This is a genomic window from Micromonospora sp. CPCC 205539 (assembly GCF_036906815.1).
In the GTDB taxonomy this organism is placed as follows: Bacteria; Actinomycetota; Actinomycetes; order Mycobacteriales; family Micromonosporaceae; genus Micromonospora.
On the sequence record NZ_JBAKHW010000018.1, the window covers coordinates 62,703 to 87,498 of the forward strand.

Annotated in this window: 23 protein-coding genes; 11 read left to right on the top strand and 12 right to left on the bottom strand. The window is 71.0% G+C overall.

Annotated elements, in window-relative coordinates; translation table 11 throughout:
• Positions 1 to 15 precede the first annotated feature (15 nt).
• The 5 genes from V6V47_RS17590 to arfA are packed head-to-tail and all read right to left on the bottom strand — an operon-like array spanning position 16 to position 5,781.
• Positions 16 to 1,041 carry a glycoside hydrolase family 43 protein gene (locus tag V6V47_RS17590; protein ID WP_334629335.1) on the bottom strand — a complete coding sequence of 342 codons (1,026 nt, stop codon included), beginning with the start codon at positions 1,039 to 1,041 and terminating at the stop codon, positions 16 to 18.
• Positions 1,038 to 1,895 carry a carbohydrate ABC transporter permease gene (locus V6V47_RS17595; protein ID WP_334629336.1) on the bottom strand — a complete coding sequence of 286 codons (858 nt, stop codon included), beginning with the start codon at positions 1,893 to 1,895 and terminating at the stop codon, positions 1,038 to 1,040. The genes V6V47_RS17590 and V6V47_RS17595 overlap by 4 nt, the downstream gene beginning before the upstream one ends.
• Positions 1,896 to 1,905: 10 nt before the next feature.
• Positions 1,906 to 2,871, bottom strand: a complete 966-nt coding sequence (locus tag V6V47_RS17600) for a carbohydrate ABC transporter permease (RefSeq protein ID WP_334629337.1) — start codon at positions 2,869 to 2,871, stop codon at positions 1,906 to 1,908.
• 6 nt (positions 2,872 to 2,877) lie between these two features.
• Positions 2,878 to 4,206, bottom strand: coding sequence for an ABC transporter substrate-binding protein (locus tag V6V47_RS17605; RefSeq protein WP_334629338.1), 1,329 nt, complete (start codon positions 4,204 to 4,206; stop codon positions 2,878 to 2,880).
• 60 nt (positions 4,207 to 4,266) lie between these two features.
• The gene (arfA, locus tag V6V47_RS17610) at positions 4,267 to 5,781 is read right to left on the bottom strand and encodes an arabinosylfuranosidase ArfA (protein ID WP_334629339.1); all 1,515 of its coding nucleotides are present in this window, start codon (positions 5,779 to 5,781) and stop codon (positions 4,267 to 4,269) included.
• 145 nt (positions 5,782 to 5,926) lie between these two features.
• Here arfA and V6V47_RS17615 point away from each other — a divergent pair, with 145 nt between their 5' ends.
• Entirely contained in the window at positions 5,927 to 6,937 is a 1,011-nt protein-coding gene (locus V6V47_RS17615) for a LacI family DNA-binding transcriptional regulator (RefSeq protein ID WP_334629340.1), read from the top strand.
• A 22-nt stretch (positions 6,938 to 6,959) separates the two neighbouring features.
• On the opposite strand, the gene V6V47_RS17620 is transcribed toward V6V47_RS17615, so the two are convergent.
• The 3 genes from V6V47_RS17620 to V6V47_RS17630 form a co-directional block, all read right to left on the bottom strand.
• Complete coding sequence (locus V6V47_RS17620; protein WP_334629341.1) at positions 6,960 to 7,685, bottom strand: methyltransferase domain-containing protein; 726 nt, start codon at positions 7,683 to 7,685, stop codon at positions 6,960 to 6,962.
• Positions 7,686 to 7,833: 148 nt separating this feature from the next.
• On the bottom strand, positions 7,834 to 8,154 hold the full coding sequence (locus tag V6V47_RS17625; RefSeq protein WP_334629342.1) for a hypothetical protein: 321 nt from the start codon (positions 8,152 to 8,154) through the stop codon (positions 7,834 to 7,836).
• Positions 8,155 to 8,192: 38 nt separating this feature from the next.
• Complete coding sequence (locus V6V47_RS17630) at positions 8,193 to 9,830, bottom strand: ABC-F family ATP-binding cassette domain-containing protein (protein ID WP_334629343.1); 1,638 nt, start codon at positions 9,828 to 9,830, stop codon at positions 8,193 to 8,195.
• Between the two features lie 62 nt (positions 9,831 to 9,892).
• Here V6V47_RS17630 and V6V47_RS17635 point away from each other — a divergent pair, with 62 nt between their 5' ends.
• From V6V47_RS17635 to V6V47_RS17645, 3 genes are all read left to right on the top strand, one after another.
• A complete protein-coding gene (locus V6V47_RS17635; protein ID WP_334629344.1) occupies positions 9,893 to 10,663 on the top strand; it encodes an ROK family protein in 771 nt (256 codons plus the stop codon).
• Between the two features lie 107 nt (positions 10,664 to 10,770).
• Positions 10,771 to 11,139, top strand: coding sequence for a tetratricopeptide repeat protein (locus V6V47_RS17640; RefSeq protein WP_334629346.1), 369 nt, complete (start codon positions 10,771 to 10,773; stop codon positions 11,137 to 11,139).
• Positions 11,140 to 11,262: 123 nt separating this feature from the next.
• Positions 11,263 to 11,517, top strand: a complete 255-nt coding sequence (locus V6V47_RS17645) for a Smr/MutS family protein (RefSeq protein WP_007465523.1) — start codon at positions 11,263 to 11,265, stop codon at positions 11,515 to 11,517.
• Positions 11,518 to 11,532: 15 nt separating this feature from the next.
• On the opposite strand, the gene V6V47_RS17650 is transcribed toward V6V47_RS17645, so the two are convergent.
• Positions 11,533 to 12,408, bottom strand: coding sequence for a hypothetical protein (locus V6V47_RS17650; protein ID WP_334629347.1), 876 nt, complete (start codon positions 12,406 to 12,408; stop codon positions 11,533 to 11,535).
• Between the two features lie 11 nt (positions 12,409 to 12,419).
• Complete coding sequence (locus V6V47_RS17655; protein WP_334629348.1) at positions 12,420 to 12,668, bottom strand: hypothetical protein; 249 nt, start codon at positions 12,666 to 12,668, stop codon at positions 12,420 to 12,422.
• 233 nt (positions 12,669 to 12,901) lie between these two features.
• Between V6V47_RS17655 and V6V47_RS17660 the strand changes: the two genes are divergently transcribed.
• Positions 12,902 to 13,702: a 2OG-Fe(II)-dependent halogenase WelO5 family protein gene (locus V6V47_RS17660; protein WP_334629349.1), complete on the top strand. Its 801-nt coding sequence runs from the start codon at positions 12,902 to 12,904 to the stop codon at positions 13,700 to 13,702.
• A 16-nt stretch (positions 13,703 to 13,718) separates the two neighbouring features.
• Entirely contained in the window at positions 13,719 to 14,660 is a 942-nt protein-coding gene (locus tag V6V47_RS17665) for a threonine/serine dehydratase (protein WP_334629350.1), read from the top strand.
• Positions 14,661 to 14,717: 57 nt separating this feature from the next.
• On the opposite strand, the gene V6V47_RS17670 is transcribed toward V6V47_RS17665, so the two are convergent.
• On the bottom strand, positions 14,718 to 16,913 hold the full coding sequence (locus V6V47_RS17670; RefSeq protein WP_334629351.1) for a tetratricopeptide repeat protein: 2,196 nt from the start codon (positions 16,911 to 16,913) through the stop codon (positions 14,718 to 14,720).
• Positions 16,914 to 17,161: 248 nt separating this feature from the next.
• Between V6V47_RS17670 and V6V47_RS17675 the strand changes: the two genes are divergently transcribed.
• Positions 17,162 to 17,650, top strand: a complete 489-nt coding sequence (locus V6V47_RS17675; RefSeq protein ID WP_334629352.1) for a hypothetical protein — start codon at positions 17,162 to 17,164, stop codon at positions 17,648 to 17,650.
• A gap of 95 nt (positions 17,651 to 17,745) precedes the next feature.
• Here the strand turns inward: V6V47_RS17675 and V6V47_RS17680 are convergent, their stop codons facing one another.
• Positions 17,746 to 20,166 carry a M28 family peptidase gene (locus V6V47_RS17680; protein ID WP_442934254.1) on the bottom strand — a complete coding sequence of 807 codons (2,421 nt, stop codon included), beginning with the start codon at positions 20,164 to 20,166 and terminating at the stop codon, positions 17,746 to 17,748.
• A gap of 244 nt (positions 20,167 to 20,410) precedes the next feature.
• Between V6V47_RS17680 and V6V47_RS17685 the strand changes: the two genes are divergently transcribed.
• The 4 genes from V6V47_RS17685 to V6V47_RS17700 are packed head-to-tail and all read left to right on the top strand — an operon-like array spanning position 20,411 to position 24,648.
• Complete coding sequence (locus V6V47_RS17685; protein ID WP_334629354.1) at positions 20,411 to 21,655, top strand: PP2C family protein-serine/threonine phosphatase; 1,245 nt, start codon at positions 20,411 to 20,413, stop codon at positions 21,653 to 21,655.
• The gene (locus V6V47_RS17690) at positions 21,652 to 23,397 is read left to right on the top strand and encodes a sensor histidine kinase (protein ID WP_334629355.1); all 1,746 of its coding nucleotides are present in this window, start codon (positions 21,652 to 21,654) and stop codon (positions 23,395 to 23,397) included. Before V6V47_RS17685 ends, V6V47_RS17690 begins: the two co-directional genes overlap by 4 nt.
• Positions 23,394 to 23,846, top strand: coding sequence for a response regulator (locus V6V47_RS17695; protein ID WP_334629356.1), 453 nt, complete (start codon positions 23,394 to 23,396; stop codon positions 23,844 to 23,846). The genes V6V47_RS17690 and V6V47_RS17695 overlap by 4 nt, the downstream gene beginning before the upstream one ends.
• On the top strand, positions 23,839 to 24,648 hold the full coding sequence (locus V6V47_RS17700; protein WP_334629357.1) for an inositol monophosphatase family protein: 810 nt from the start codon (positions 23,839 to 23,841) through the stop codon (positions 24,646 to 24,648). Before V6V47_RS17695 ends, V6V47_RS17700 begins: the two co-directional genes overlap by 8 nt.
• Positions 24,649 to 24,796: the final 148 nt, after the last annotated feature.

Below are 24,796 nucleotides of genomic sequence, written 5' to 3' on the forward strand. Positions count from 1 at the left end.
CTTCCGCACGACACTTCAGGGGCGGGGCTGGGGCCCGCCCGTGGGGCCCTTGACGACCGGCTTGCCGTCGACCCAGGCGACCTCGTCGAGCCAGGTCTGGCGACCCGGGTCGACGCTGCCCTCCTGGCCGGGCGGCCAGGCGTGGTACAGCAGCCAGGTCCGGCCGTCCTTGACCACCATCGAGGCGTGCCCGGGGCCGGAGGCGGCCTCGGTGCTCCGCAGGATCGGGTTCTCGGCGGCCTTCACGCACGGCCCGGTCGGGCTCTCGCAGACCGCGTAGCCTTCGGCGTACTCCGCCCGGTCGTAGGCGTTGGCCGCGAAGAACAGGTACAGGCGACCGTCCTGACGGTGGAAGAACGGCCCCTCGATCAGGGTGCCCTCCCACGGCTCGGTCTGCTTGAGCAGCTTCGTCGGCTCGCCGACGAGGGTCAGGCCGTCGTCGGCGAGGCGCTGCGACCAGAGCCAGGTGTCCACACCGATCGCGTTGCCGTCGTTCTTCCACAGCAGCCAGAGACTGCCGTCGGTGTCCCGGAACGGGCTGGCGTCGATCGCCCCGCCCAGCTCTGCCTGGCAGATCAGCGGGCCAGTCGAGTCGTCCCGGTACGGCCCCTGCGGCGAGCTGGCCACCGCCCGCCCGACGCACTGCCGGCCCGACTCCCGGCCGGCGACGGTGTAGTAGAGCAGGAATCGGTCCGGTGCGAGCTGGATGGCCTCCGGGGCCCAGGTCTTGCCGGCGTCCGCCCAGTCCGGCAGCGCCGGCAGGGCGTCACCGGCCTCGGTCCAGTCGACCAGGTCGGCCGAGGTGAGCACCGGGACGTTGCGACCTTCGGAGTTCGTGTGGAACAGGTACCAGGTGTCGCCGACCTGGATCGCCTGTGGGTCCGGGGCGTCGGTGCGTACGACCGGGTTGGTGAACATGCTGGGGTTGCTCCGGCTGCTCGTGAGGGTGGGTTCGGTGTCGTCGGCGCAGCCCGTAACGAGCAGCGCGGCGGCGATGGTGATCGCCGCCGCGCCGCCTCGCCAGGTCGATGAGGGGGTCACCCCTTCAGGCCACTGCGGGAGACGCCCTGGATGATGTGCCGCTGCGCCAGGACGAAGAGGATCAGCACCGGCAGGCTGGCCAGCACCGCACCCGCCATGATCACCGGGTAGTCGGTGACGTACGAGCCCTGGAGCAGGCCCAGGCCCGGCGGCAGGGTGAGCTTCTCCGGGCTGAACAGCACGAAGATCGGCCAGAGGAAGTCGTTCCAGTTGGTGAGGAACGACAGCACGGCCAGGGTGGCCAGCGCCGGCTTGGACAGCGGCAGCACGACCTTGTAGAAGATCTGCCACTGGTTGGCGCCGTCCAGCGTCGCGGCCTCCTCCAGCTCGTTCGGGAGCGAGAGGAAGAACTGCCGCAGGAAGAAGACGCCGAAGGCGCTGGCCGCGCCGGGCACCACGACCACGGCGAGGGTGTCGATCCAGTTGAGTTCGTTGACGATCAGGAAGTTCGGGATGATCAGCGAGGTCGGTGGGATGAAGAGCGTCCCGACGATCAGCGCGAAGGTCACCCCGCGACCCCGGAACCGCAGACGAGCCAGGGCGTACGCGGCCATCGAGGCGGTCACCAGCACCAGCAGCGAGTGCAGCGTGGCGGCCAGCATGCTGTTGAGGAACCAACGCAGCACCGGATTGGCCGTGTTGTTGAGGATCTGCTCGTAGCCGTAGCCCGCGACCGGGTTGGGCAACCAGCTCGGCGGGATCTGCTGGGCGGCGTTGTAGGTCTTCAGCGAGGTGATGACCATCCACACCAGCGGGGTCAGGAAGATCAGGGCAAGCCCGACCAGGGTGGCGTAGAGGGCGACCCGGCGCGGGCCCGATGCGGAGCCGCCAGTGGTCGGCGTGGGCGTCGTCATGGCGGTCCCCTCAGTCTTCCTTGTAGCGGAAGAGGCGGAAGTTGGCGATGCTCACGACCGCCAGCATCAGGGCGAACACGATGCTCATCGCGGCGGCCTTACCGGCGTTGTTGTTCCGCAGCCCCTCCTCGACGATGAACCAGACCACCGTGCGGGTCTCCGTACCGGGCGCCCCCTGGGTGATCAGGAACGACTGACCGAACATGTTCGCCGAGGCGAGCACCGTCGTGGTGATCACGAAGAGCAGGACCGGGCGCAGCCCGGGGAGCGTCACGTTGCGGAACCGCTGCCAGGCGTTGGCGCCGTCCATCCGGGCCGCCTCGTACAACTCCGGCGAGATGTCCTGCAGGCCAGCCAGGTAGATCACCGCGTTGAAGCCGGAGGTCCACCAGACGGTGACCCCGACCAGCGAGATCCACGCCCACGGCATGTTGGTCACCCACGGGGTGTCCGACGGCAGCCCGACCACACCGAGAAGCCGGTTGACCAGACCCAGGTTGGCGTCGAGCAGGAACCGCCAGAGCAGGCCGATCACCGCCACGCCCAGCACGTACGGCGCGAAGTAGATCGCCCGGAAGAAGGTCCGGCCCGGGAAGGAGCGGTTCAGCAGCAGCGCGAGACCGAGCGGTACGGCCACGAGCAGCGGCACCGACAGCACCGTGAAGATCGCGGTGGCCCGGATGCTCTCCCACCAGTCGCCGTAGATGGCGGAGTCGCTGGAGAAAAGCTCCTTGTAGTTGTCCAACCCGACGAACGGCCGGTTGGGCAGCTGGAAGTCCCACTGGTGCACGCTGAGCCAGAGCCCGACGACGATCGGCAACAGGCCGAAGACTCCGAACAGCACCAGGTACGGGGCGAGGAACAGGTATGGCGTCGCCCGTCCGGTCCGGCCCGCCGAGGCGCCCCGGCGGGCTGCGTTGGCCGCCGAGGGCGGCGCGTCACCGCGCGCCGCCCCGACCTCGATCACGTCCGCCACTGGTTATCAGCTCCCGTACTTCTTGCGGTTGTCCTCGAGCTGCTTGTTGGCCTTGGCCACACCCTCGTCGAGCGCCTGCTTCGGCGACTTCTTGCCGAGCGCGGCCACGTTGAAGGTGTCGTAGAAGGTCTTGATGACCTCGCCGAGGCCCGGGGTCGCCGGCGGGAACGCGGCGTACTCCAGCTCGGGGGCGAGCAGCGAGATCTCGGGCAGCGCCTTGAACTCGGCACTCTCGCGGACCGCCTTGCGGGCCGGCACCTGGCCGCCCTTGGCCCAGTCCAGCGAGTGCTGGCTCAGCCAGTTGATGAAGACCTTCGACCCGGCGATCTTGTTGGCGTTGGCGGCCCGCTGCTTCACGATGGTGAAGTTGTGCGAGTTGGCCCAGGCGGCCTTCTTGCTGCCGATCTGGGGCAGCGGGGCGACCCCCCACTGCACCTCGGGGCTCTTCTTCAGATCGTTGATCTGCCAGATGCCGTTCCAGGTGAAGGCGTTCTTGTTGCTCTTGAACGCCAGGTACTCGGCGTCCTGACCGACGTTGGCCGGCGAGTGGCCCTGCTTGATCATGTCGACCAGCCAGGTGCACGCCTCGACCGCCGGGTCGGAGTTGAAGGTCGCCTTGGTCACCTCGGCGTCGAACAGGCTGCCGCCCCACTGGTTGAGCAGGGAGTAGAAGGTCATGCCACCGGTGAACTGGAACGGGCTGATCCAGAAGCCCTGTACGCCGGCCTTCTTCAGCTCGACCAGGGCCGCCATGTAGTCGTCCTTGGTGGTCGGCGGCTTGTTCGGGTCGAGGCCGGCCTTCTGCATGACGGCCTTGTTGTAGTAGAAGCCCAGCGGGTGCATGTCCAGCGGGATGCCGTACCGCTTGTTGTTGTAGATCCCGCCCTGCCACACCGTCGGAGCGAAGTCGCCCTCGGAGAGCTCCAGGTTCTTGGCCACGTCGTCCAGCTCGGTGATCACGCCGCGAGCGGCGAAGGTGGCGAGCTGGTCCATGTGCATGACTGCGATGTCCGGGCCGTTGCCGCTGGAGGCCGCACCGGGGAGCTTGTTGTAGTAGTCCTCCCACTGGTACGTCGCCACCGACACCGCGATGTTCTGGTGCTCGGTGTTGAACTGGTTGACCAGCGCCTTGAAGATGTCGCCGTCGCCGCCGGTGAACCCGTTCCACAGCTTCAGGTCGACCTTGGGGCCGGTGTACTCCTTGCCACCGTTGCCGGCGGCCGGGCCCGAGCTGCTGTCGTCGCTGCCACAGCCGGCGAGCGTGAGCGAGGCTGCGGCCCCGAGTCCGAGACCGAGGCCGAGCAGGCGCCGCCGGCTCATGTCGTTCTGGATCATGCTGGTATCTCTCCTTGAGGGGGACGGGATGAATTGTGCCTGGTCAAACCCGGTGCGGCATCAGGCGCCGGCCGGGCCGAAGCGCAGCACGCTCCAGGACACGGCGGGCAGGCGCACGGTGCACCGCCCACCGTCGGGGGTGGGGGTGGGCAGTTCCCGGGGCGTCACCCGGTCGGGCTCGGCCTCGGTGTTCGTCGCCGACGGGTCAGACCCGGCGGCGATGCTCAGGAAGGACAGCCCGGACATCCCCGGCAGACCACGCAGGTCGATATCCAGGGGGAGGTCCGTGGTGTCCCGGTTGACGGCGAAGACGGTCAGCTCGCCGGTCTCCTCGTCGTGCACGGCGACCGTGTCGAGCACCGGCACGTCCCCGTACTTCTTGGTGTCGTAGCGCGGCGACACCGGCTCGGTGCGCAGCACGGTGCCCCGGGCGTAGCGGGCGGTCAGCGCGAACGGGTGGAAGATGCTCTGCCGCCAGGCCGGGCCACCGTTGCGGGTGCGGATCGGCGCGATCACGTTGGCCAACTGGGCCTGGGCGGCAACCCCGACCCGGTCCGCGTGCCGGAGCAGGGTGATCAGCAGGTCGCCGACCACCACCGCGTCCACGGCCGTGAAGTCGTCCTCGATCAGCGCCGGGGCCTCGACCCAGCCGCGCCGGTCCAGGTCGGCCTGGAGGCGCGACTCGTACCAGACGTTCCACTCGTCGAAGGAGATCTTCAGCTTGCGCTTGTGTCGCTGCTTGGCGGCTACGTGGTCAGCGGTCGCCACGACCTCGGTGATGAAGTTGTCCATATCGACGGCCGAGGCCAGGATGCTCGCCTGGTCGCCGTCGGACGGGTCGTAGTAGGTGTGCGCCGAGATGTAGTCGACGTGCTCGTAGGTGTGCTCCAGCACGGTCGCCTCCCACGAGGCGAACGTGGGCATCCGCCGGTTGGAGCTGCCGCAGGCGATCAGGCTGATCGACGGGTCGATCATCTTCATCGCACGGGCGGCCTCGGCGGCCAGCCGGCCGTACTCGTCGGCGGTCTTGTGGCCGACCTGCCACGGGCCGTCCATCTCGTTGCCCAGGCACCACAGACGCACCCCGTACGGGTCCTCCGCGCCGTGCTTGCGGCGGAGGTCGGACAGCTCGGTGCCGCCCGGGTGGTTGGCGTACTCCAGCAGATCCAGCGCCTCCTGGACGCCGCGGGTGCCCAGGTTGACGGCCATCATCGGCTCGACACCGGCCTCGGCGGCCCAGGTCATAAACTCGTCCAGCCCGAACGCGTTGGTCTCGATCGTCTTCCACGCCAGGTCGAGCCGGCGCGGCCGGTTGCCGACCGGGCCCACCCCGTCCTCCCAGCGGTAGCCGGAGACGAAGTTGCCGCCTGGGTAACGGACCACCGAAACGCCCAGCTCGCGGGTCAGCTCCAGCACGTCGCGGCGCAGACCGCGGGGATCGGCGCTGGGGTGGCCGGGCTCGTAGATGCCGCCGTAGACGCACCGCCCCATGTGCTCGACGAAGGAGCCGAAGAGACGTCGGTCGGCCGGTCCGATCGCGAAGGCCGGGTCGATCGTCAGCTGCGCGGTCCGCAAGGGTGCCACCTTTCCTCATTGCCGGTGCCGGGTGACCGCAGTCACCGCTCACCCGGTGTTCCCCGTTTCTACAACGTTGTAGGCAACGTTGTAAAGGGCTGATGACGAGGTATGGTGCGCTGGGTTACATCGGGGAGGTTGCGGAGTGCGACACAGGCTCAAAGACGTGGCCGAACGTGCCGGCGTGTCGGTAAAGACCGTTTCGAACGTCGTGAACGGCTACCTGCACGTGCGGCCGGACACCCGGGCCCGGGTGGAGGAGGCGATCGCCGAGCTGAACTACCGGCCCAACCTCTCCGCCCGCCACCTGCGCAAGGGCCGTACCGGCGTGATCGCGCTGGCCGTCCCCGAACTGGACATCCCGTACTTCGCCGAGCTGGCCCGCTACGTGGTCACCGCGGCCGCCGACTTCGGCTGGACGGTGCTGATCGACCAGACCGGCGGCCGACGCGAGCAGGAGCGGGTGGTCGCCTCCGGCATCACCGACCACCTGATCGACGGGCTGATCTTCAGCCCGCTGGCCCTCACGGCGGACGACCTGGCCAGCCTCGACGGCACGCCGATGGTCCTGCTCGGTGAGCGGGTCGACCACGGCCCGGCCGACCGCGTGATGATCGACAACGTGGCCGCGGCCCGGGAGATCACCTCCCACCTGATCCAGCTCGGCCGGCGGCGGATCGCGGCCATCGGCTCGCAGCGCACCCCCGAGGGCGCCAGCGCGCGACTGCGCCTGACCGGCTACGCCGACGCGCTGCGCGACGCCGGTCTGGGCTACGACGAGGCCCTGGTGGCGCCCGCGTCGGCCTGGCACCGCGCGGACGGCGCGGCCGCCATGCGCGGCCTGCTCACCTCGGGGGTACGCCCCGACGCCGTCTTCTGCTTCAACGACACCCTCGCCCTGGGAGCCCTGCGTGCCCTGCACGAGGCTGGCCTGCGGGTGCCCGAGGACGTGGCGGTGGTCGGCTTCGACGACATCGAGGACGGCCGGTTCTCGATCCCCACCCTCAGCACCGTCGCCCCGGACAAGGAGCAACTCGCTCGCCTGGCGGTCGAGCTGCTCGCCAACCGCCTGGACGGCGAGCGCAAGTCCCCCGCCCCCCGCGAGTTGACCGCCCCCTACCGCCTGGAACTTCGAGAGTCCTCCCAGACCCCCTGATACCGACCCGAGTGGCCTGGGGTCAGTCGAAGAAGCGGGCCAGGTGCGACTGAGGTGCGGTGTCGGCTTCCGGGGGGAGGGGAGTCAGGTCGGCGAAGATGGAGGCGCCGTCGCAGCCGGAGTGCAGCGGGTACCAGCGTGGCTTACCGGGCGGCCGTCCTTGACAGATCCCCTTGAACGTCTGCACGTCCAGCAGCCGGACGTGGGTCGGATCCGCCACCGCGTTCACGTGCCCCCACCAGGGGCTCATCACGTGCAGCACGCCGCCCGGGCGGAGCACGCGGTGGCACTCGTCCACCAACGGCAGGAAGTCGATCAGGTGCTCCAGGATGTGCACCGCGAAGAAGACGTCCACCGAGTTGTCGGCCAGCGGCAGCGAGCCGGAGAGGTCCGCCACCGCGTTGACCCCCGGCGCCGGGTAGATGTCCAACCCCAGGTTGCCCGGCCACTGCTTGGTCGCCCCGCACCCGAGGTCCACCACCACGGGATCCCGCCCGCCGACGCCGACCCGGCACCAGACTCCGTACACCCCGGCCAGTCGCCCGATGACGTCCCGGGCCAGCCGCAGATCGGCCGGCTCGGCCACCTCACCGGTCAGATGAGCCACGCCCCGGTCGAACCGCACCTCGACCGCCAGGCCCCGCAGCCGGTCGTCGTGCCGGAGCTGGTCCGCCCACGCCTCACCGAGAAAGCCGTCGATCGCTCGCAGCCGTTCGGCCGAGGGCGGAGTCTGTGCCAAAGCGACCATGCGGGCCACCTCCCGCCGCCCGTTACCCGCATCCGCGCCCGATATGCCCCGTGCGACGGCCGGGACCGCGGACCGTGCGGCGGCCGGGACCGTGCGGCGGCCGGGACCGTGCGGCGGCCGGGATGCGGCGGCCGCACGGGGCCGGCGGTCAGCCGGAGACGCTGCGGCGGCCGGATCGGCCGGTACCGCGGATGCGCTGGCGCGGCGGCGGACCGGCCGGCTTCGGCCGTTTGAGGTGATACCGGTGCAACTCGGCGTGGCCCTCCAGAGACGGGTCCTCGCTCATCGCCACCAGCTCCCAGCCCTGGTCACCGGCCCGGTTCAGGTGGGCCAGCGCGGTGTCGCCGTACGGCGTCACGTCGATCATCGACCCGTCCGGGCCGTACCAGATGAAGACGATCTCCCAGCCCAGGTCGTTGGTCGCCGCCTGGCGACGGCGGACCAGCAGGGCGTACTCCCACTTGAGCATGGGGTCATTCTCACCCGCAGGTGGGCGGCCGGCACGGATCAATCCTCGGCGATCCGCCCAGCGTCGACCCGCAGCCGACGGTTCGTCTCGATGGCGGCCAGCATCCGTCGGTCGTGGGTGACCAACAACAGCGTGCCCGGGTAGCTGGCCAGCGCCGACTCCAACTGCTCGATGGCGGGCAGGTCCAGATGGTTGGTGGGCTCGTCGAGCACCAGCAGGTTGACCCCACGCCCCTGGAGCAGTGCCAGCGCCGCCCGGGTCCGCTCGCCGGGGGAGAGGGTGGCCGCGGGCCGGGGCACGTGCGCCGCGCGCAGCCCGAACTTGGCCAGCAGGGTCCGCGCGTCCGCCGGCGACATGTGGGGTACGGCCGCGTGGAACGCGTCGATCAGCGGCGCGTCACCGAGGAAGAGCCCTCGGGCCTGGTCCACCTCGCCGACCACGACGCCGGGCCCGAGCGAGGCGGTGCCGGCGTCCAGCGGCAGCCGCCCCAGCAGCGCGGCCAGCAGCGTGGACTTGCCGGAGCCGTTGGCGCCGGTCACCGCCACCCGGTCCGCCCAGTCGATCTGGAGGTCCACCGGACCGAGGGTGAAGCCGCCCCGGCGTACCACCGCGCCGCGCAGCGTGGCCACGACGGCGCCGGCGCGGGGCGCGGCGGCGATCTCCATCCGCAGCTCCCACTCCTTGCGGGGCTCCTCGACCACGTCGAGCCGTTCGATCAGCCGTTCGGTCTGCTTGGCCTTGGCGGCCTGCTTCTCGCTCGCCTCGCTGCGGAACTTGCGGCCGATCTGGTCGTTGTCGGTGGCCTTGCGGCGGGCGTTCTTCACGCCCTTCTCCATCCAGCCACGCTGGGTGCGGGCCCGTGCCTCCAGCCCGGCCTTGGTGTCGGCGTACTCCTCGAAGTCGGCGCGGGCGTGCCGGCGGGCCACCTCGCGCTCCTCCAGGTAGGCCGCGTAGCCGCCGCCGTAGTGGTGCACCTGCTGCTGCGCCAGGTCCAGCTCGAGCACCCGGGTCACCGTGCGGGTGAGGAACTCCCGGTCGTGGCTGACCAGCACCGTGCCGGCCCGCAGCCCGGTGACGAACTCCTCCAGCCGCTCCAGCCCGGCCAGGTCCAGGTCGTTTGTCGGCTCGTCGAGCAGGAAGACGTCGTAGCGGCTGAGCAGCAGCGACGCCAGCCCGGCGCGCGCCGCCTGGCCGCCGGAGAGCCCGGTCGTCGGGTGGTCCAGGTCGACCGCGAGCCCCAGGTCGGCGCTCACCTGCTCGGCGCGTTCGTCGAGGTCCGCGCCGCCGAGGGCGAGCCAGCGCTCCAGCGCGTCGGCGTACTCGTCGTCGGCACCCGCCGTCCCGGCGGTCAGCGCCTCGGTCGCGGCGTCCAGCGCGGCCTGCGCGGCGGTCACCCCGGTCCGTCGGGCCAGGAAACCGCGCACGGTCTCGCCGGGGCGTCGCTCCGGCTCCTGGGGCAGGTGTCCGACGCTCGCGGAGGGCGGGCTGAGCGTGACGCTGCCGGCCTCCACCGGCAGCAACCCGGCGAGGGTACGCAGCAGCGTCGACTTGCCGGCACCGTTGGGCCCGACCAGGCCGACCACGTCGCCGGGGGCGACCACCAGGTCCAGTCCGGCGAAGAGCGGGCGGTCGCCGTGTCCGGCGGCCAGGTCCTTGACGATCATCGTGGCGCTCATCAGGACGGCAGCCTATCCGGCCACTGGCATACGACCCGGCGGCAGCGGGCAGACTCAACGTCGTGGTGACCACACTGGCGATCGATTGTGGCGGCGGGGGCATCAAGGCGTCGGTGCTCGACCAGGCCGGCACGATGCGGGCCCGGCCGCTGCGGGTGCCGACCCCGTACCCGCTGCCGCCCGCGCTGTTCGTCCAGACCCTGCTGGAACTGGGCGATCGGCTCCCGACGGCGGATCGCCTGACGGTGGGCGTACCCGGGATGATCCGGCACGGGGTGGTGGTGGCCACCCCGCACTACGTGACCCGCAGCGGACCACGCAGCCGGGTCGATCCCGACCTGCTCGCCGAGTGGTCCGGGTGGGACGCGCGCGGCGCCCTGGCCGAGGCGTTCGGCGTGCCGGCGCTGGTGCTCAACGACGCCGAGGTGCACGGGGCCGGCGTGGTCGCCGGCACCGGATGCGAGCTGGTGCTGACCCTGGGCACCGGGCTGGGCAGCGCCCTCTTCGACGGCGGGGTGCTGGCCCCGCACCTCGAGCTGTCCCACGCGCCGGTGCGGTGGGGCACCACCTACGACACGTACGTGGGCGAGCCGGAGCGCCGTCGGCTGGGCGACGCCTTCTGGTCCCGCCGGATCCGGCAGGTCGTGGACGGGCTCCGCCCGGTGTTCCGCTGGGACCGGCTCTATCTGGGCGGGGGCAACTCCCGGCTGATCCGGCCCGAACAGCTGGTCCGGATGGGCGACGATGTGGTGGTGGTGCCGAACACCGCCGGGATCGTCGGCGGCGTCCGCGCCTGGGAGCTGGCCGCTGGTCGTCGGGACGCCCGTACCTGATCCGCCGGGCCGGAACCCGACCCGACGGTGTCCCGGGAACAGTCGCTATCCGGCCGGTGTTGTGCCAGCGTCGGAACAGGTGACGGTGCGACCCGAGGAGGTGGCAGATGGATCTTCTGGCGGACTACCGGCGGGCGACCATGTTCTTCGAAACCGGTGACCCCAGCGGGGCAGCCCGACTGCTGGAGCCGATCATCGACGCCGAGCCCGGCAACGCGGCGGTCCGGCAACTGCTGGCCCGGGCGTACTTCCAGTCGGCCCAGCTCAACCGGGCCGAGGAGCACCTGCGGGAGCTGGTCGAGCGGGACCCGAGCGACCACTACGCGCACCACGTGCTCGGTCGGACGCTGGAACGGCTGAACCGACACTCGGACGCGCTACGGCACCTGCGGATCGCCGCCGCGATGTACGCGGCCAACGACGACTATCGGACCGCGCTGGAGCGGGTGGAGACCCGCCTGGGTGGCAGGCGCTGAGCACGGACCGGCGACGGTCGACGGGGCGGCCCTTCGGGGTCGCCCCCGTCGCCATCCGTCGGGCCGGCCGCCGGGCGTGCCTAGGATGGCGGACATGGGACCTGACCGGCCGGGGGCGCAGGCATGAAGCTCAAGCTGGATCTGCACGAGATCTTCAACAAGGGCCAGGACATCGACCGCGCGTTGCGCGGGATCATGGACGAGGCGGTGGCGAAGAAGGCCACGCTTGTGGAGATCATCCCCGGTAAGGGGTCAGGCCAGCTCAAGAAGCGGGTGCTGCGGTTCCTCGATCAGAAGGACGTCAAGCAGCTCTATCACCGGGTGGAGAAGGACTCGAAGAACTTCGGCCGGCTCTTCGTGCACTTCCGTTGGAAGTAGCCATGCGCCTGGAAGTCAGAACGGCGACCAGTTCAAGGTCCAGCGTCCCTGCTCATCAAGGGCATAGGAATCCTTACCGCCAACGGGGTCGTTGTTCTCCACCCACCGCAGCGGGCCGATGTTCACTTCGACCTGCTTGCCGTTCACAGAAGCCGTCAGAGTGACGCTCCCCTGGTAGGCGTGGTTCTGCCGCGATTTCACCCCGATTGACACCTCGACTGCCGACTTTGTGTCCATCGACACACGACCTGGAGGCATGGGCCGGGGATTTTCCGGAGGTGCTTCGAGCACATCGAAGAGCGTAGACTGCTGAGCCTGGCTGTCCACCTCGATCATGTAGCTCTCGGTGAAGCCACCTCCGCCCCAGTTGCATGTTATTAAGGTGCCCTCGCTCATCGAGATCTCTTTGCGGTCAGCAATGGTCACGGTCGCTGCGGTCAGCGTGACCAGGTCCGGGTCACCGGCGGTCAGTGTGACCGTCTTCTCGATGTCGTAGAAGTAGAAGCCCTCTGTCTCACGGAGCCATTCCCGATACTGGTCGTCTCGGCACCCCACCTTCCGCCCGACGATATGGGCGGGTGGGGAGGGCAGCGCCTCGGGCGGGCCGTCGAACCAGACCCCGGAGACGTCCTTGTCGGCGACGCTGATGTCTGTCATGGACGGCCCCAGCGCTTTGCAGTTGTTGAGGACGTTGTTCACCCCGTTGGCGATGCAGTCTCCTTCGAAGACGCCGTCCACCGAGATGTTCTGCTGCGGTGGAACTGGTGACTTGTCATCGTCGTTCGTGTAGATCAGAGCCACCACTCCGAGGACGACAGCCACGACGACCCCCACGAACTGCCAGGCGCGGTCCCGGATGACGTCCCAAAACTTGGAGCGCGGAGTGCCCATCAGAGCCCCGGTCAGCAGCCGGTGGCCTCTGGGCGGGCGCCATGGCCGACCGGGTGCCGGGACCAGCACTGTGGGCGTTGCCGGATTGCGATCTCCAGTGCCTGATGGTCTGACTCGATCATTTCCCAGGCGATACGGCGCGCCATTTCGAGGCGGTCGATGTGCATGTCAAGATCAGTCGGGCCGGCGCCAGCCATATCGAACTCCTCGTCAGCGTTCGAACCACTTGCATCATCCGTCGCGCCTGGGGTCGTCACCATTCTCCGATCGGTGGAATCCAACCGCCGTACGGCTCTGTGTCTCGCACCCCGGTTGGGCCGATGGTAGCGGTGCCCGCACCAACACGCCCGGAACTGCGGAAAACGTTCACGGCATGTGTCGTGATCAATCTCGACCGCGATGGCTCCGCTTGCCTCGGCTCGGTACATTGCACGGTGCGCGACGGGGGGCGCGACAGGTCCGGTGAGGGGTCTTCGCAACGGAAAGGGCCGCCGTGCAGCAAACGGAAAAGATCGACCCGCTGTTCGTCGCCGTGCAATCCGAAATGATCACCCGGGCGGATGTCGCCGGGCTCATCGCGGGGCGGTTGGCCGCCGTCCGGGTGCCGGGGTTGCTCTCCGCGGCCCGCTGCCACGCGATCACCGCCGCGCTCGCCGCCGCGCCGATGGACCGCTACGACGAGAGCCGGGTCTTTCCGCTCGTCGCCAAGTTCGGGCCGGCCATCAACGACCATCGCGATGCCGGTGAGCTGCGCGAGGACTACTGGGACGCGGCCCGCGCGGCGGAGAAGAGCTGGGTCTCCCTCGGTCTGTCGGACGTGCCGCGGGAGCTGTGCCTGGCCGCGTTCCGGGCCGCCTGGCCGGACGTCGAACCCGGGCGGCGGCAGCGGCAGGTGATGCACGTCGGCATCGTTCGAGAGATCAACGACGGGCTGCAGATGCATTTCGACGATGCGGTCCGGGAGTACGCGGGCCAACTGCTCGACGCCAACGTGGTGGCCCAGCTGGCGTTCAACATCTACATCCGGGTGCCACCGACCGGCGGCGAGACGGTGTTGTGGCGGCGGCGGTGGCAGCCGGACGATGAGGATCTGCGCATTCCTGGCGGGTACGGCTACCGCGAGTCGGCGGCCGCCGGCATTCAGTCGTTGACGTTGCGCCCCACGCTCGGCGAGGGCTTCCTGTTCGACCCGCGCAATTACCACACGGTGCGTCCAGCGACGGATGGGCGGCGGATCTCCATAGGATGTTTCGTCGGGCTCACCGACGACGGTCGACTGGCTCTCTGGTCGTAGTGAAGGGCGTTACCCCATGGTGGACAGAAGCGACGTCGAGGCGGCCGCGGCCCTGATCGAGGGGCGGGTCCGGGACACCCCGGTGCTCGCCGTCGACGGCGCCGATCTGGGTGTGCCCGGGCAGCTCACCCTCAAGCTGGAACTGCACCAGCACACCGGTTCGTTCAAGCCGCGTGGCGCGTTCAACCGGATGCTCCAGGGATCGCTGCCCTCGGCCGGCGTGATCGCCGCCTCCGGGGGCAACCACGGCCTCGCTGTCGCGTACGCGGCCCGCTCGCTGGGCGCGCCGGCGGAGGTCTTCGTGCCGGTGACGGCCTCGCCGGTGAAGGTGCAGCGGTTGGCCGGGCTGGGCGCGCAGGTGCGGCAGGTGGGCCAGCACTACGCCGAGGCGCTGGCGGCGAGCACCCGCCGGGCCGAGGAGACCGGGGCGCTGGTCGTGCACGCCTACGACCAGCCGGAGGTGGTGGCCGGTCAGGGCACCGTGGGCCGGGAGCTGGAACGGCAACTGGACGGCATCGACACCGTGGTGGTCGCCGTCGGTGGCGGCGGGCTGGTGTCCGGCATCGCCACCTGGTTCGACGGGGCGATCCGCGTCGTCGCCGTCGAGCCCGAGCAGATCCCCACCCTGCACTCCGCCCTCAAGGCCGGCCGGCCGGTCGACATCGAGGTGGGTGGCATCGCCACGGACTCACTGGGTGCCCGCCGGATCGGCGAGATCGCGTACGAGACCGCTCGCCGCACCGGGGTCGTCTCCGTCCTGGTCCGCGACGAGGACCTGGTACGAGCGCGCCGCCTGCTCTGGTCCGAGCTGCGGATCGCCGCGGAGTTGGGCGGTGCCGCCGCGCTGGCGGGGCTGGTCGGCGGCGCGTACGTGCCGCAGGCGGGCGAGCGGGTCGCGGTGATCGTCTGCGGTGGCAACACCGACCCGAGCGACCTGGGTCCGGTCGCCCCGCACTGATCCCCGCCGCAACCCTGACCACCCGCGCGAGAGGCGGCGGGTGGTCAGCGGCAGTGTTCAGCGGGTCGGGCCGTCGCCGTTCCGCAGTCGGCGCAGCGCGTGCTCCACCTGGAGCGTGTCGAGGTGGGTGTCCCCGAGCAGCCGCCGTCGATCGGCCAACAGTCGCTCGTACGCCTCGATCGCCGAGTCGAGCCGGCCGTCGAGCAGCAGCAGTGCCGCCAGGCTGAACCGGATCGCGAGCACCTCGCTGCGGTCGGCGTGCCGGGGCTCCACCGTGGCCAGGGTGGCCCGTAACTCGGCCTCGGCCTCGCGGAGCCGGCCCTGCTCCTGCATGCAGCGGGCCAGCGTGTGCCGGGCCTGCCAGGTCTCCGGCTGGTTGAGCGGCCAGTTGCGGTAGCGGACCTCCAGGATGGCGTGCAGCATCTCCTCGGCCTCGTCGGCCCGGTGCTGGGCGAGCACGGCCAGCGCGAGGCTGTGCCGGACCACCATGGTGTCCCAGTGCTCCGGACCACGGACCTGGTCCTCCGCGCTGACGATCTGGCGCAGCTCCAGCTCGGCCTCGGGCCACTGCCGCTGCGCCATGATCGCCTTGGTCAGCTTGTGCCGGCTGGCCAGCGTGTCGGGGTCGTCGCTGCCGAGCACCCGAGTGCGGTCCGCGATCACCTCGCGGAGCACCCGGTCGGCCATCTCCGGCTGGTTACGTTCCAACCAGGTGCGGCCCAGTTCGTGGCGCAGCGCCAGCACCTGCGGCCGGTCCAGGTCGTGGTCGTACGCGGCGCAGCCGCGCACGATCGGATCGAGGATGTCGGCAGCGGACCCCGGTAGGCCGACCGCGATGAGGTAGCGGGCGGTGAGTCGGGCCAGCTCCAGTGCGAGGCGTACCGTCTCGGGGTCGTGCTTGTGCTTCTGCGGCGCGAGGTATTCCCGCACGGCCTCGACCAGGTGCGGGACCAGCACGTCCCAGTTGGCCCAGGCCGCCGAGTCGTCCGGATTCTGCCCGTCGGTGGCGGCCAGCAGCAGCTTCATGACCAGCCGGTGGTATTCGCCGATCTGCTCACGGACCTCGTCCCGGTCGCGGAACATCGCGTGCACCAGCGGGTGCAGCGACAACACGTGCGCGAAGGCCGGGTCGGTGACGTCCTCCCGGACGTCGAAGTCGACCAGGGCGAGATCGCCGATGCCCTCCAGCACCTTCACCCGCTGCCGGGCCGTCAGCCCCTCGAACAGCGGCGGCCCGGTGAGGATGGCCGGCTTGAGCACCACCTCGTAGGGCACCGGCGAGACGCTCAGGCAGGCCAGCACGTTGAGCAGCGGCCGGCTCTGCTGGAGCTGGCGGCGGGCCAGCAGGTCCAGTGAGATGTCATCGACCTCGCGGACGATCTCCAGGCCGAGTGACTCGTCTAGGTCGACGTCGTCGGCGTGGCGGGGCGAGCGGAACCGCCGATCCACCGCGGCCCGGTATTCGGCGAAGGTGGTGATGGTGGAGGTGCCGTGCCAGACCGGGCTGGCGTTGACCGACCGCAGGTAGTTGCCCGCCGCCCGCAGGGCCAGGGGCAGACCGCCCAGCTCGCGGGCCAACTCCCGGGCGTCGGCGACGTCACCGGCGTCCGCGCCGGCCCGGTCGATCAGCACCTGCGCGCCCGCGTCGGCGTCGAGCGGGCGGACCTGGTGCAGCGTCGACCAGGTGCCCCAGGTGGCCCGGTTGCCGTCGCGGGTGGTCACCAGGACCATGCCGTCCTCGGCTTCCGGGCGACGCAGCCAGCCCGTGCCGTCGGCGAGCACACCGTCGGAGGGACCGAGCGTGCCGGGCTCGTCCACGCTGTCGAAGATCAGCAGCCAGGGCTGGGCGGACCGGTTCAGGTAGCGCCAGACCAGGTCGGTCGCGCTGATCATCCCGGCCCACGCCTGGTCGACCTGGGACTCCGAGGCGCCGAGCTGGCTGACCACCTCACGCATCGACGAATTGAGCCGGCCCGCCTGCACCCACCAGACCGTCCGGCCGTCGGCTCGGGCCCGGCGGGCGATCTCCAGTGCCACGTGGCTCTTGCCGGAGCCACCCATGCCGCACAGGATGTGCACCGGAGGGTGCTCCCCGGCGGCCTCCTGCGGGTGCAGGATCTCGTTGATCAGGTCGTCTCGCCCGTGCAGCGGGCAGTCCAGCCGCCCGAGCGGCGGGTCGACGGAGACTCGGCTCGGCCGGTCGTACGCCGGCCGGCGCTCGGCGACATCCTCGGGTGGAACGTCCGCAGGCAATGCGGTCCCCCTTCGGTGGCGAAATTGCGGCGGGGGTGGGCGGCGAAGATCATGCCCAGCGGATGGACAGTCGGAGGGGTACCGCCCGGCGCCGCGTCAACCGCAAGGGTATCCACTCCCGTGCTTACTTGCACACTCTCCGTTTAGGCCACCCGAGCGACCGGAATCGGTGCCCGAATTCCATTTCGCGGGCAGGTCCGGCCGATCCGCCGTGCTCGGAATTCGCACGGCACCTCCACCATGGACGCATGAACTGGTTGCCACACCAGGACGCCGTCGACTGGGGTTCCGTACCCGACTGGTTCGGCGGGGTCGGCTCCATCGCCAGCGTGCTCTTCGTCTACCTCGGACTGCGTCGGGAGATCCGTGCCCGTCGCACCGATGATCTGCGGTTTCGGGCCACGCAGGCCCGGTTGGTCTCGGCGGTGGCCGAGATCCGGGGCAACTCGGTGCTGCGGGTGATCGTGGCCAACGAGAGTGACGCGCCGGTGCTGGACGTGACGGTCCTGCCCCGGCTCGTCCCGCCGGACGACCCGGATGGCACACCCGTCGACCTGGCCGCGGCGAAACAGGTACGGCGGATACAGGGGCGGGAGAGCCAGGAACTGTTCGTGACCAGCACCGCCGAACATCGGCTACGTGCGGCGGACACCGTTCTGCTTGATCTCACCTTCACCGATCACGACGGAAATCGGTGGCGACGAAGCGGCACCGGGCAACCTGAACCGGCGGACTGAGCGGAATATCGCCAGCGTGATCAAAAATGGCATTGTCGCATTTCTGATAGCGGTGGTCCGGCGGAGAAACGGCTCCGCCGGACCACCGGTACGCGTCAGAGGTTGTAGGTGCGGGCCACCGCCAGCATCTCGGAGCTGTGCGACCCGACGACGCCGACGGCCGGCGGCCGGGGACGGAAGCCGGGCAGTGCGTCCAGCCCGTCACTGGCGTCCATCGCCCGCAGTGCCACCTGCCCGGCGAGCGGCCGCAACTTCAGCGTGACGTCGATCCCCGCCGTCGGTGGAGCGTGGAAGACCAGCCCGAAGCCCCACTTGCCCGTCCGCGTCCGCAGCGGCACCGACCGGCCGCCCACCTCGGCGGACGTCACCTTGGCGGTCGACGCGTCGACGTGCAGCGTGACGAGCCGAACCGCCCGCTGCGGGGTGAGCCGCAGCCGCAGCGTGCGCTCGCCGCCGGCGGTGTCGTCGGCGAGCACCTCGACCTTCGGCGCCAGCAGGTTCGCCGGCTGCGCGGGGCCGACCCGCAGCTCGCCGTCGCCCAGCCCGGGGAACTCGTCGCCGACGTCGGCCATCCCGTCCACGTAGCCGTCCGTCCACGGCTGCGGGTCGGTCTCGTGGCTGATCCAGCGGGCCTGACCGGTGCCCGCGTCCATGGCGTACATCAGGTGGGTGGGCGCGGGGTGGGCGGCGTCGAAGCGGTCCACGGCCAGCCCGACCCCGGCGAGCACCACCGCCGCTACAGCGGCGGCCCCGGCTGGCAGCACCGCGAGCCGCCGGGCACGCAGCGCCCGCATCCCGCGCTGGCCGCCGGCCTGCGGGTGCAGCAGGTCGACCACCGGCAGCGCGGTCAGGCCGAGCAGCACCGCGACCAGCGCGGCCACCCCGCCCATCGCCATTCCCAGCGCGGGGAAGAGCAGCACCACGGTGGGCAGCAGGATGAGGACGCCGACCGCGCCGGCGGCGGTCACCGCCACCACCGGCCACGGCCCGGTCTGTCGGGTGCGCAGCGCGACCAGCCCGCCGAGGGCGCCGGCCAGCGCCGGCAGGGTGGTGAGGTACGCCCCGCCGGGCACCGCCACGGCGAGCAGTACCCCGAACACGGCCAGCCAGCCCAGCCCGCCGACGGCCAGCGCGGCCGGGCCGATCCGGCGACGGGTCAGCGCGTACCAGGTGAAGAGGATGGCGGTGGCGAGCGCCAGCACGGCCAGCCGATACCAGATCGGCCGGTACGGGTCGAGCAGTTCGGCGTACCCCGGTCGGATCGTGGTGATGGCCAGCCAGAGCAGCTGCGCGGCGATCGGCGCGGCCACGATCGGCACCAGGGCCAGCCCGAAGCCGGCGGCCAGCCGGCCGGTGCTGGCCCGGCCACGACGGCGGGTCAGCCAGCCCAGCGCGGCCACCGCGAGCACCGCGAGCAGGGCCAGCGGGAGGGTGAGCCAACCGGGGTAGCGGACCAGACCGCCGGGGACCGGGAAGTAGGTGGCGTCGTTCCCGGCGGTCAGGTCGGTCAGGTCGGTGCGGCCGAACTCCCGGGCCAGGCCGAGCGCGTTGTCCCCGTGCTGCTGGAGGCTGCCCCGGTTCATGGCGGCCGGGGTGTCCAGCGGCGTGTGGTAGATCGCGCCGCCGTCGATGTACGCCGAGTTCAGGCCAACGAACTTCTTGTCCAGGAACGCGGTGAAGTCGGTGTCGTTGGGGAGCGCGCGGTAGATCTCCACCGCGAACGAGGTGCCGACCGGGTGCGGTGCGGCCCGGCCGAAGATGTCCACCAGCTTGGCGTTGTTTCGGGACGTCTCGAACATGATCACCGGCCCGGTGGAGCCGCGCGCCTCCAGGTTGAGCACCACCCCGCCGTCGGCGGCCAGCGGATGACTCCCGGCGAACGCCGCCGCACCGCAGAGGCACGCCTCCTCGGCGTCGGTCAACACGAAGACGATGTCGTTGCGGGGCCGGGGACCGGCAGCCAGCGCCCGGGCGACCTCCAGGATCGTCGAGGTGCCGGCGGCGTCGTCGTTGCCGCCCGGCCCGGTCTGCACCGAGTCGTAGTGCGCGACCAGGAAGACCCGGCCGGTCGAGTCGGTGCCGGGCAGGCGGGCCACCACGTTGCGTACCTGAGCCAGGGTGGCCCCGCCCGCGGCCCCGCTGAGCTGCCCGGCCTCCGGGGCGACGACCTCCTGCACCTCGGTCTCCAGGCCCAGCCCGCGCAGCTGCTGCTCGAGGTGCGCCCGGACCTGCTCGTTGGCCGGGCTGCCGGCGACGTGGGACCGGGCCGCGATGACCTGGACGTCCTCGTACGCCCGGCCGGCACTGAACTGGTCCGCTGGCGCGTCCGCCGGTCGCGGGGTCGGGGTGCGCAGGTCGAGCAGGCTGCCGGCGCCGACGGCGGCCAACGCGACGAGGGCTGCCGCCGCGGCCGCGAGGCGCCGGCCGGGCCGCGCCAGCGCACGGTCGGCGGGGGGTACGCCCGGACCCGGGCGGAAGCGCGTGCCCGTCGCGGCCTGGGTGGGGGGTGCGCCCACGGGAACTCCTCGGGGGTGGTGGGGCCAGGGGTGGCACCATCCTGCCCTCCGGCGGGTCCGGCTGGAACGGCTGGGACGTCCACCTCCATCGACTGCCCGGTTTGTCCTCCGGCGGGCAGTGATCCGGCCCATCCGTGGCCGCGCCGTGGCCTCCGTGTTGTGTGCGACCGTTGTCTAATACAGGATCAGCAGGGCACTCGGAAGGAGCCCCGACATCACCAGCGATCTCCCGCGTCTAGCGGCGGTGACCCGGCCGCACCGGGGAGGCGGCCTGGCCGGTTCCTCCGTTGGCACCTACCCGCACGGCGGCCTGGGGCGACACGCCAACCTGCCGCCGGGCGAGCGGTTGCGGGTGCTGCTGGTGGAGGACGACGAGGGCGACGCCTTCCTGGTCGGTGAGCTGCTCGCCGAGACCAACTCGATGATCGACCTGCTGGTCGCCACCAGCCTCAGCGAGGCGCGGCAACGGATCACCGGCGTCGACTGCGTCCTGCTCGACCTGGGCCTGCCGGACGCGCAGGGGTTGGACGGTCTGCGGCAGGTCCTCGAGATGTCCAGCGGCGCCGCGGTCTGCGTGCTGACCGGCCGCTCCGACGAGCACCTGGGCATCGTGGCGGTCGCCGAGGGCGCACAGGACTACCTGGTCAAGGGCCAGGTGGACGGGGTGCTGCTGACCCGGGCGCTGCGCTACGCGGTGGAGCGCAAGCGCGCCGACGAGAACACCCGCCGGCTACGCGAGGTCGAGCTGCGTCAGGCCGAGTCGGCCCGCCTCGAGCGGGGCCTGCTGCCCCAGCCGCTGATGACGACCGACCAGGTGGCGGTGCACACCTTCTACCGGCCCGGTCGGCATGCGGCGCTGATCGGCGGGGACTTCTACGACGTGGTGCAGACCCGTCCGGACCGCATCGACCTGATCGTGGGGGACGTCTGCGGGCATGGCGTGGACGAGGCCGCACTCGGCGTGGAGCTGCGGGTGGCATGGCGCGCCCTGGTGCTCGCCGGGGTGCCGGACGACGAGGTGCTGCCGGCGCTGGAGCAGGTGCTGATGAGTGAGCGCCGGCTCCAGGAGATCTTCGCGACCGTGGCGAGCGCCCGACTGGACCTGGACGCCAACCGGGCCACCGTCCGTCTCGGCGGGCACCCACCGCCGCTGCTGCTCTCCGGCGGCCGGGTCGCCCCGGTGCCCGCGCCCGGTGGCCTGCTGCTCGGCGTACGACCTCGCCGGCCGATCGCTTACAACCTGGAGTTCGACACCGATGACTGGTCCCTGCTGATGTACACCGACGGCCTGATCGAGGGGCGGGTGGGCGCGGGTAACGAACGACTCGACGTGTCGGGTCTGAGTGGGCTGCTCGACGAGCCGGCCAACCGCGAGGTGCCGCTGCCCGAGCTGCCGGCCTGGCTGGTCGGCCGGGCTGAGCAGCTCAACGGCGGCCCGCTCGCCGACGACGTGGCGATGCTGCTGGTCAGCCGGGGCGGTGGCCGGTGAAGCCGGTGGCCGGCGGCTGGAGTCTGCGCCGGCGGGTCATCACCCTGCTCACCGTCGTGGGCGTGCTGTTGATCGGGCTGGCCGGTGCCGAGGCGGCGCTGGCGACCCGCAACCGCACCCAGATCGACGCCGTGCTGAACAAGACCGGCCCACTGCGGGTGCAGTCGCAGGAGCTGCTCAACGCGTTGCTCGACCAGGAGACGGCGGTCCGCGGGTACGCGGTCAGCGGCGACCGGGCCGACCTGCGTCCCTACCAGGCGGGTCTCGACCAGGAGAAGAACCGGGTCGCCTCGATGCGGACGCTGCTCGACGACTATCCGCAGATCAACCGGGAGCTGGGGCTGGTCGAGGAGATTGCCGAGCAGTGGCGGCAGTCGGTGGCCGTGCCGGTGATCGGCACCACCGAGCAGGACGGCACCCGCGCCGGGCAGGCGTTGATCACCGAGCAGGCCCGGCAGCAGTTCGACCAGGTCCGATTGGCGGTCAACGACCTCCAGGAGGCGATCCTGGTCGCCCGGGAGCAGGCAGCCGACGACGTACGCAGCAGCAGCAACCTGCTGGTCGTACTGTTGATCATCGCGGCGCTGGTGGTGGTCGTGGCCGGCGCGGTGCTGCTGCTCTCCCTGGACCGGATGGTGATCCGGCCCCTGGTCGGGCTGGCCACCCAGGTCCGCGAGGTCGCCGAGGGCGACTACCAGCACGGCATCGCCACCACGGGGCCGCCCGAGTTCATCCAGCTCGGCGAGGACGTGGACGCGATGCGACAGAAGATCGCCTCCGACCTGGCCGAGGTGCGGCAGGCCCGCGAGCGCATCGAGTGGGTCAACAGCCAGCTCCAGAAGCAGGCCGAGGAGCTGACCCGGTCCAACCGTGACCTGGAGCAGTTCGCGTACGTGGCCTCGCACGACCTCCAGGAGCCGCTGCGTAAGGTGGCGAGCTTCTGCCAACTGCTGCAGCGCCGCTACGCCGGGCAGCTCGACGAGCGGGCCGACCAGTACATCGCCTTCGCGGTGGACGGCGCGCAGCGGATGCAGCGCCTGATCAACGACCTGCTGGCGTTCTCCCGGATCGGCCGGCTCACCACCGGCTTCGGCGACGTCGACCTCAACAAGGTGATGGGCGACGTGGCCGGCCAGACCGAGGCCGCCCGGCAGTACGCCGACGCCGAGCTGAGCTGGACCGAACTGCCGGTGATCCGGGGCGAGGAGCCGCTGCTCACCAACCTGCTGGCCAACCTGGTCAGCAACTCGATCAAGTTCCGCCGCCCGGACGTGCCGCCGAAGGTGCACGTGTCGGCCCGGCTGGTCGGTGCCGAGTGGGAGATCAGCTGCCAGGACAACGGCATCGGGATCGAGCCGGAGTTCGCCGACAAGATCTTCGTGATCTTCCAGCGGCTGCACTCGAAGGACGCGTACCCGGGCACCGGCATCGGGCTGGCCATCGTCAAGAAGATCGTCGAGTACCACGGCGGTCGGGTCTGGGTGGACACCGACGTACCGGAGGGCACCGCCATCCGGTTCACCCTGCCGGCGCTACCCGAGGCCGTCGAGGCGGCGGCTGCCGCTGGCGCTGCGGCCTCGGACTCCGGGGAGCTGCCGGCCGTGGCGACGGGCGACGCGACGCCCTCGGACGAGGCGCAGGAAGCGTTGCCGGAGCAGTCCGCCGGACCGGACCGGCCGGACCGGACCGATGGGCCGCCGGAAAGCGGTAGAACGGGTGACATGAAGGAGACGGTGGGATGACCGCGCCGGCGGATGGCAAGAGCCCGATCGAGGTCCTGCTCGTGGAGGACGATCCGGGTGACGTGTTGATGACCCAGGAGGCGTTCGAGGAGCACAAGCTGCGCAACCGGCTGACCGTCGTGTCCGACGGTGCCGAGGCGCTCGCCTACCTGCGACAGGAGGGGCAGTACGCCGACGCGGTAGCGCCCGACCTGATCCTGCTCGACCTCAACCTGCCCCGCCGGGACGGCCGGGAGGTGCTCGAGGAGATCAAGAAGGACGAGGACCTGCGCCGGATCCCGGTGGTGGTGCTCACCACGTCCCAAGCCGACGAGGACATCCTGCGCAGCTACCAGCTGCACGCCAACGCCTACGTGACCAAGCCGGTGGATTTCGAGCGCTTCATCGCGGTGGTCCGCCAGATCGACGAGTTCTTCGTCAGCGTGGTCAAGCTGCCGCCGCGTGGCTGACACCCTGCTCGACGACGTCGGTGACCTCCTCTGGGAGGCCGCCGACCAGATCGTGCTGCCGCTGTTCCGCAAGCTCGACGAGGCCGACGTTTCGGAGAAGGCGCCCGGCGAGGTGGTCACCGTCGCAGACCGCCGCTCCGAGGAGCTGATCTCCGCTGGGCTGCGCCGGCTGCGGCCGGGGTCGACGGTGGTCGGCGAGGAGGGGGTCGCCGACGATCCGGGGCTGCTGCGGCACCTGCGCGACAGCGGGGACGTCTGGCTGGTCGACCCGGTCGACGGCACCGCGAACTTCGCCGCCGGGCGCCGGCCGTTCGCCCTGATGGTGGCGCTGCTGACCGACGGGCGGCCGGCCGCCGGCTGGATCCTCGACCCGCTTGCCGGGACGCTGGCCGCCGCCTGGGGCGAGGACCGCACCCTGCTCAACGGCCAACCGGTGGAGGACGCCGGTGCGGGGCCGCCGGTGGGTGAGCTGCGCGGTGCGGCGATGACCCAATTCCTGCCGCCGGAGACCCGGGACCGGGTCCGCGCCGGCGGCCGGCGGCTCGGCGAACTGCTGCCCGGTCAGCACTGCGCCGGCCGGGAATACCTGGACATCCTCACCGGCGAGCAACAGTTCGCGCTCTTCTGGCGCACCCTGCCCTGGGACCACGCCCCGGGGGCCCTGCTGGTCCGCGCGGCCGGTGGTGTCGCCCGCCGCTTCGACGGCACCGACTACGACCCGGCCGACGACGGGCGTGGCCTCCTCGTGGCGGCGAGTGAGCAGGTCTGGACCGAGGTGCGCGACGCCCTCCTCACCCCCTGATCGGTGCGCTCAGCAACAGCCAGGACACGCTGGGTCGACAGTGTGCCGGCTCAGTGTTTTCCGGGCTGGTCAACGACGTCCGGTCCGGTATTCTGACCGGCGGTCTCCGCCAGCAGGGCGCCAACCGGCACCGGCGGGGCCGCCGCCG

Bases quoted from the DNA above. Each gene is read 5' to 3' on its own strand.
- V6V47_RS17605 (WP_334629338.1), bottom strand. From the start codon at position 4,206: ATGATCCAGAACGACATGAGCCGGCGGCGCCTGCTCGGCCTCGGTCTC.
- V6V47_RS17595 (WP_334629336.1), bottom strand. From the start codon at position 1,895: ATGACGACGCCCACGCCGACCACTGGCGGCTCCGCATCGGGCCCGCGC.
- V6V47_RS17650 (WP_334629347.1), bottom strand. From the start codon at position 12,408: ATGGGCACTCCGCGCTCCAAGTTTTGGGACGTCATCCGGGACCGCGCC.
- V6V47_RS17640 (WP_334629346.1), top strand. From the start codon at position 10,771: ATGGATCTTCTGGCGGACTACCGGCGGGCGACCATGTTCTTCGAAACC.
- V6V47_RS17620 (WP_334629341.1), bottom strand. From the start codon at position 7,685: ATGGTCGCTTTGGCACAGACTCCGCCCTCGGCCGAACGGCTGCGAGCG.
- V6V47_RS17630 (WP_334629343.1), bottom strand. From the start codon at position 9,830: ATGAGCGCCACGATGATCGTCAAGGACCTGGCCGCCGGACACGGCGAC.
- V6V47_RS17655 (WP_334629348.1), bottom strand. From the start codon at position 12,668: ATGGTGACGACCCCAGGCGCGACGGATGATGCAAGTGGTTCGAACGCT.
- V6V47_RS17675 (WP_334629352.1), top strand. From the start codon at position 17,162: ATGAACTGGTTGCCACACCAGGACGCCGTCGACTGGGGTTCCGTACCC.
- V6V47_RS17665 (WP_334629350.1), top strand. From the start codon at position 13,719: ATGGTGGACAGAAGCGACGTCGAGGCGGCCGCGGCCCTGATCGAGGGG.
- V6V47_RS17645 (WP_007465523.1), top strand. From the start codon at position 11,263: ATGAAGCTCAAGCTGGATCTGCACGAGATCTTCAACAAGGGCCAGGAC.
- V6V47_RS17625 (WP_334629342.1), bottom strand. From the start codon at position 8,154: ATGCTCAAGTGGGAGTACGCCCTGCTGGTCCGCCGTCGCCAGGCGGCG.
- V6V47_RS17695 (WP_334629356.1), top strand. From the start codon at position 23,394: ATGACCGCGCCGGCGGATGGCAAGAGCCCGATCGAGGTCCTGCTCGTG.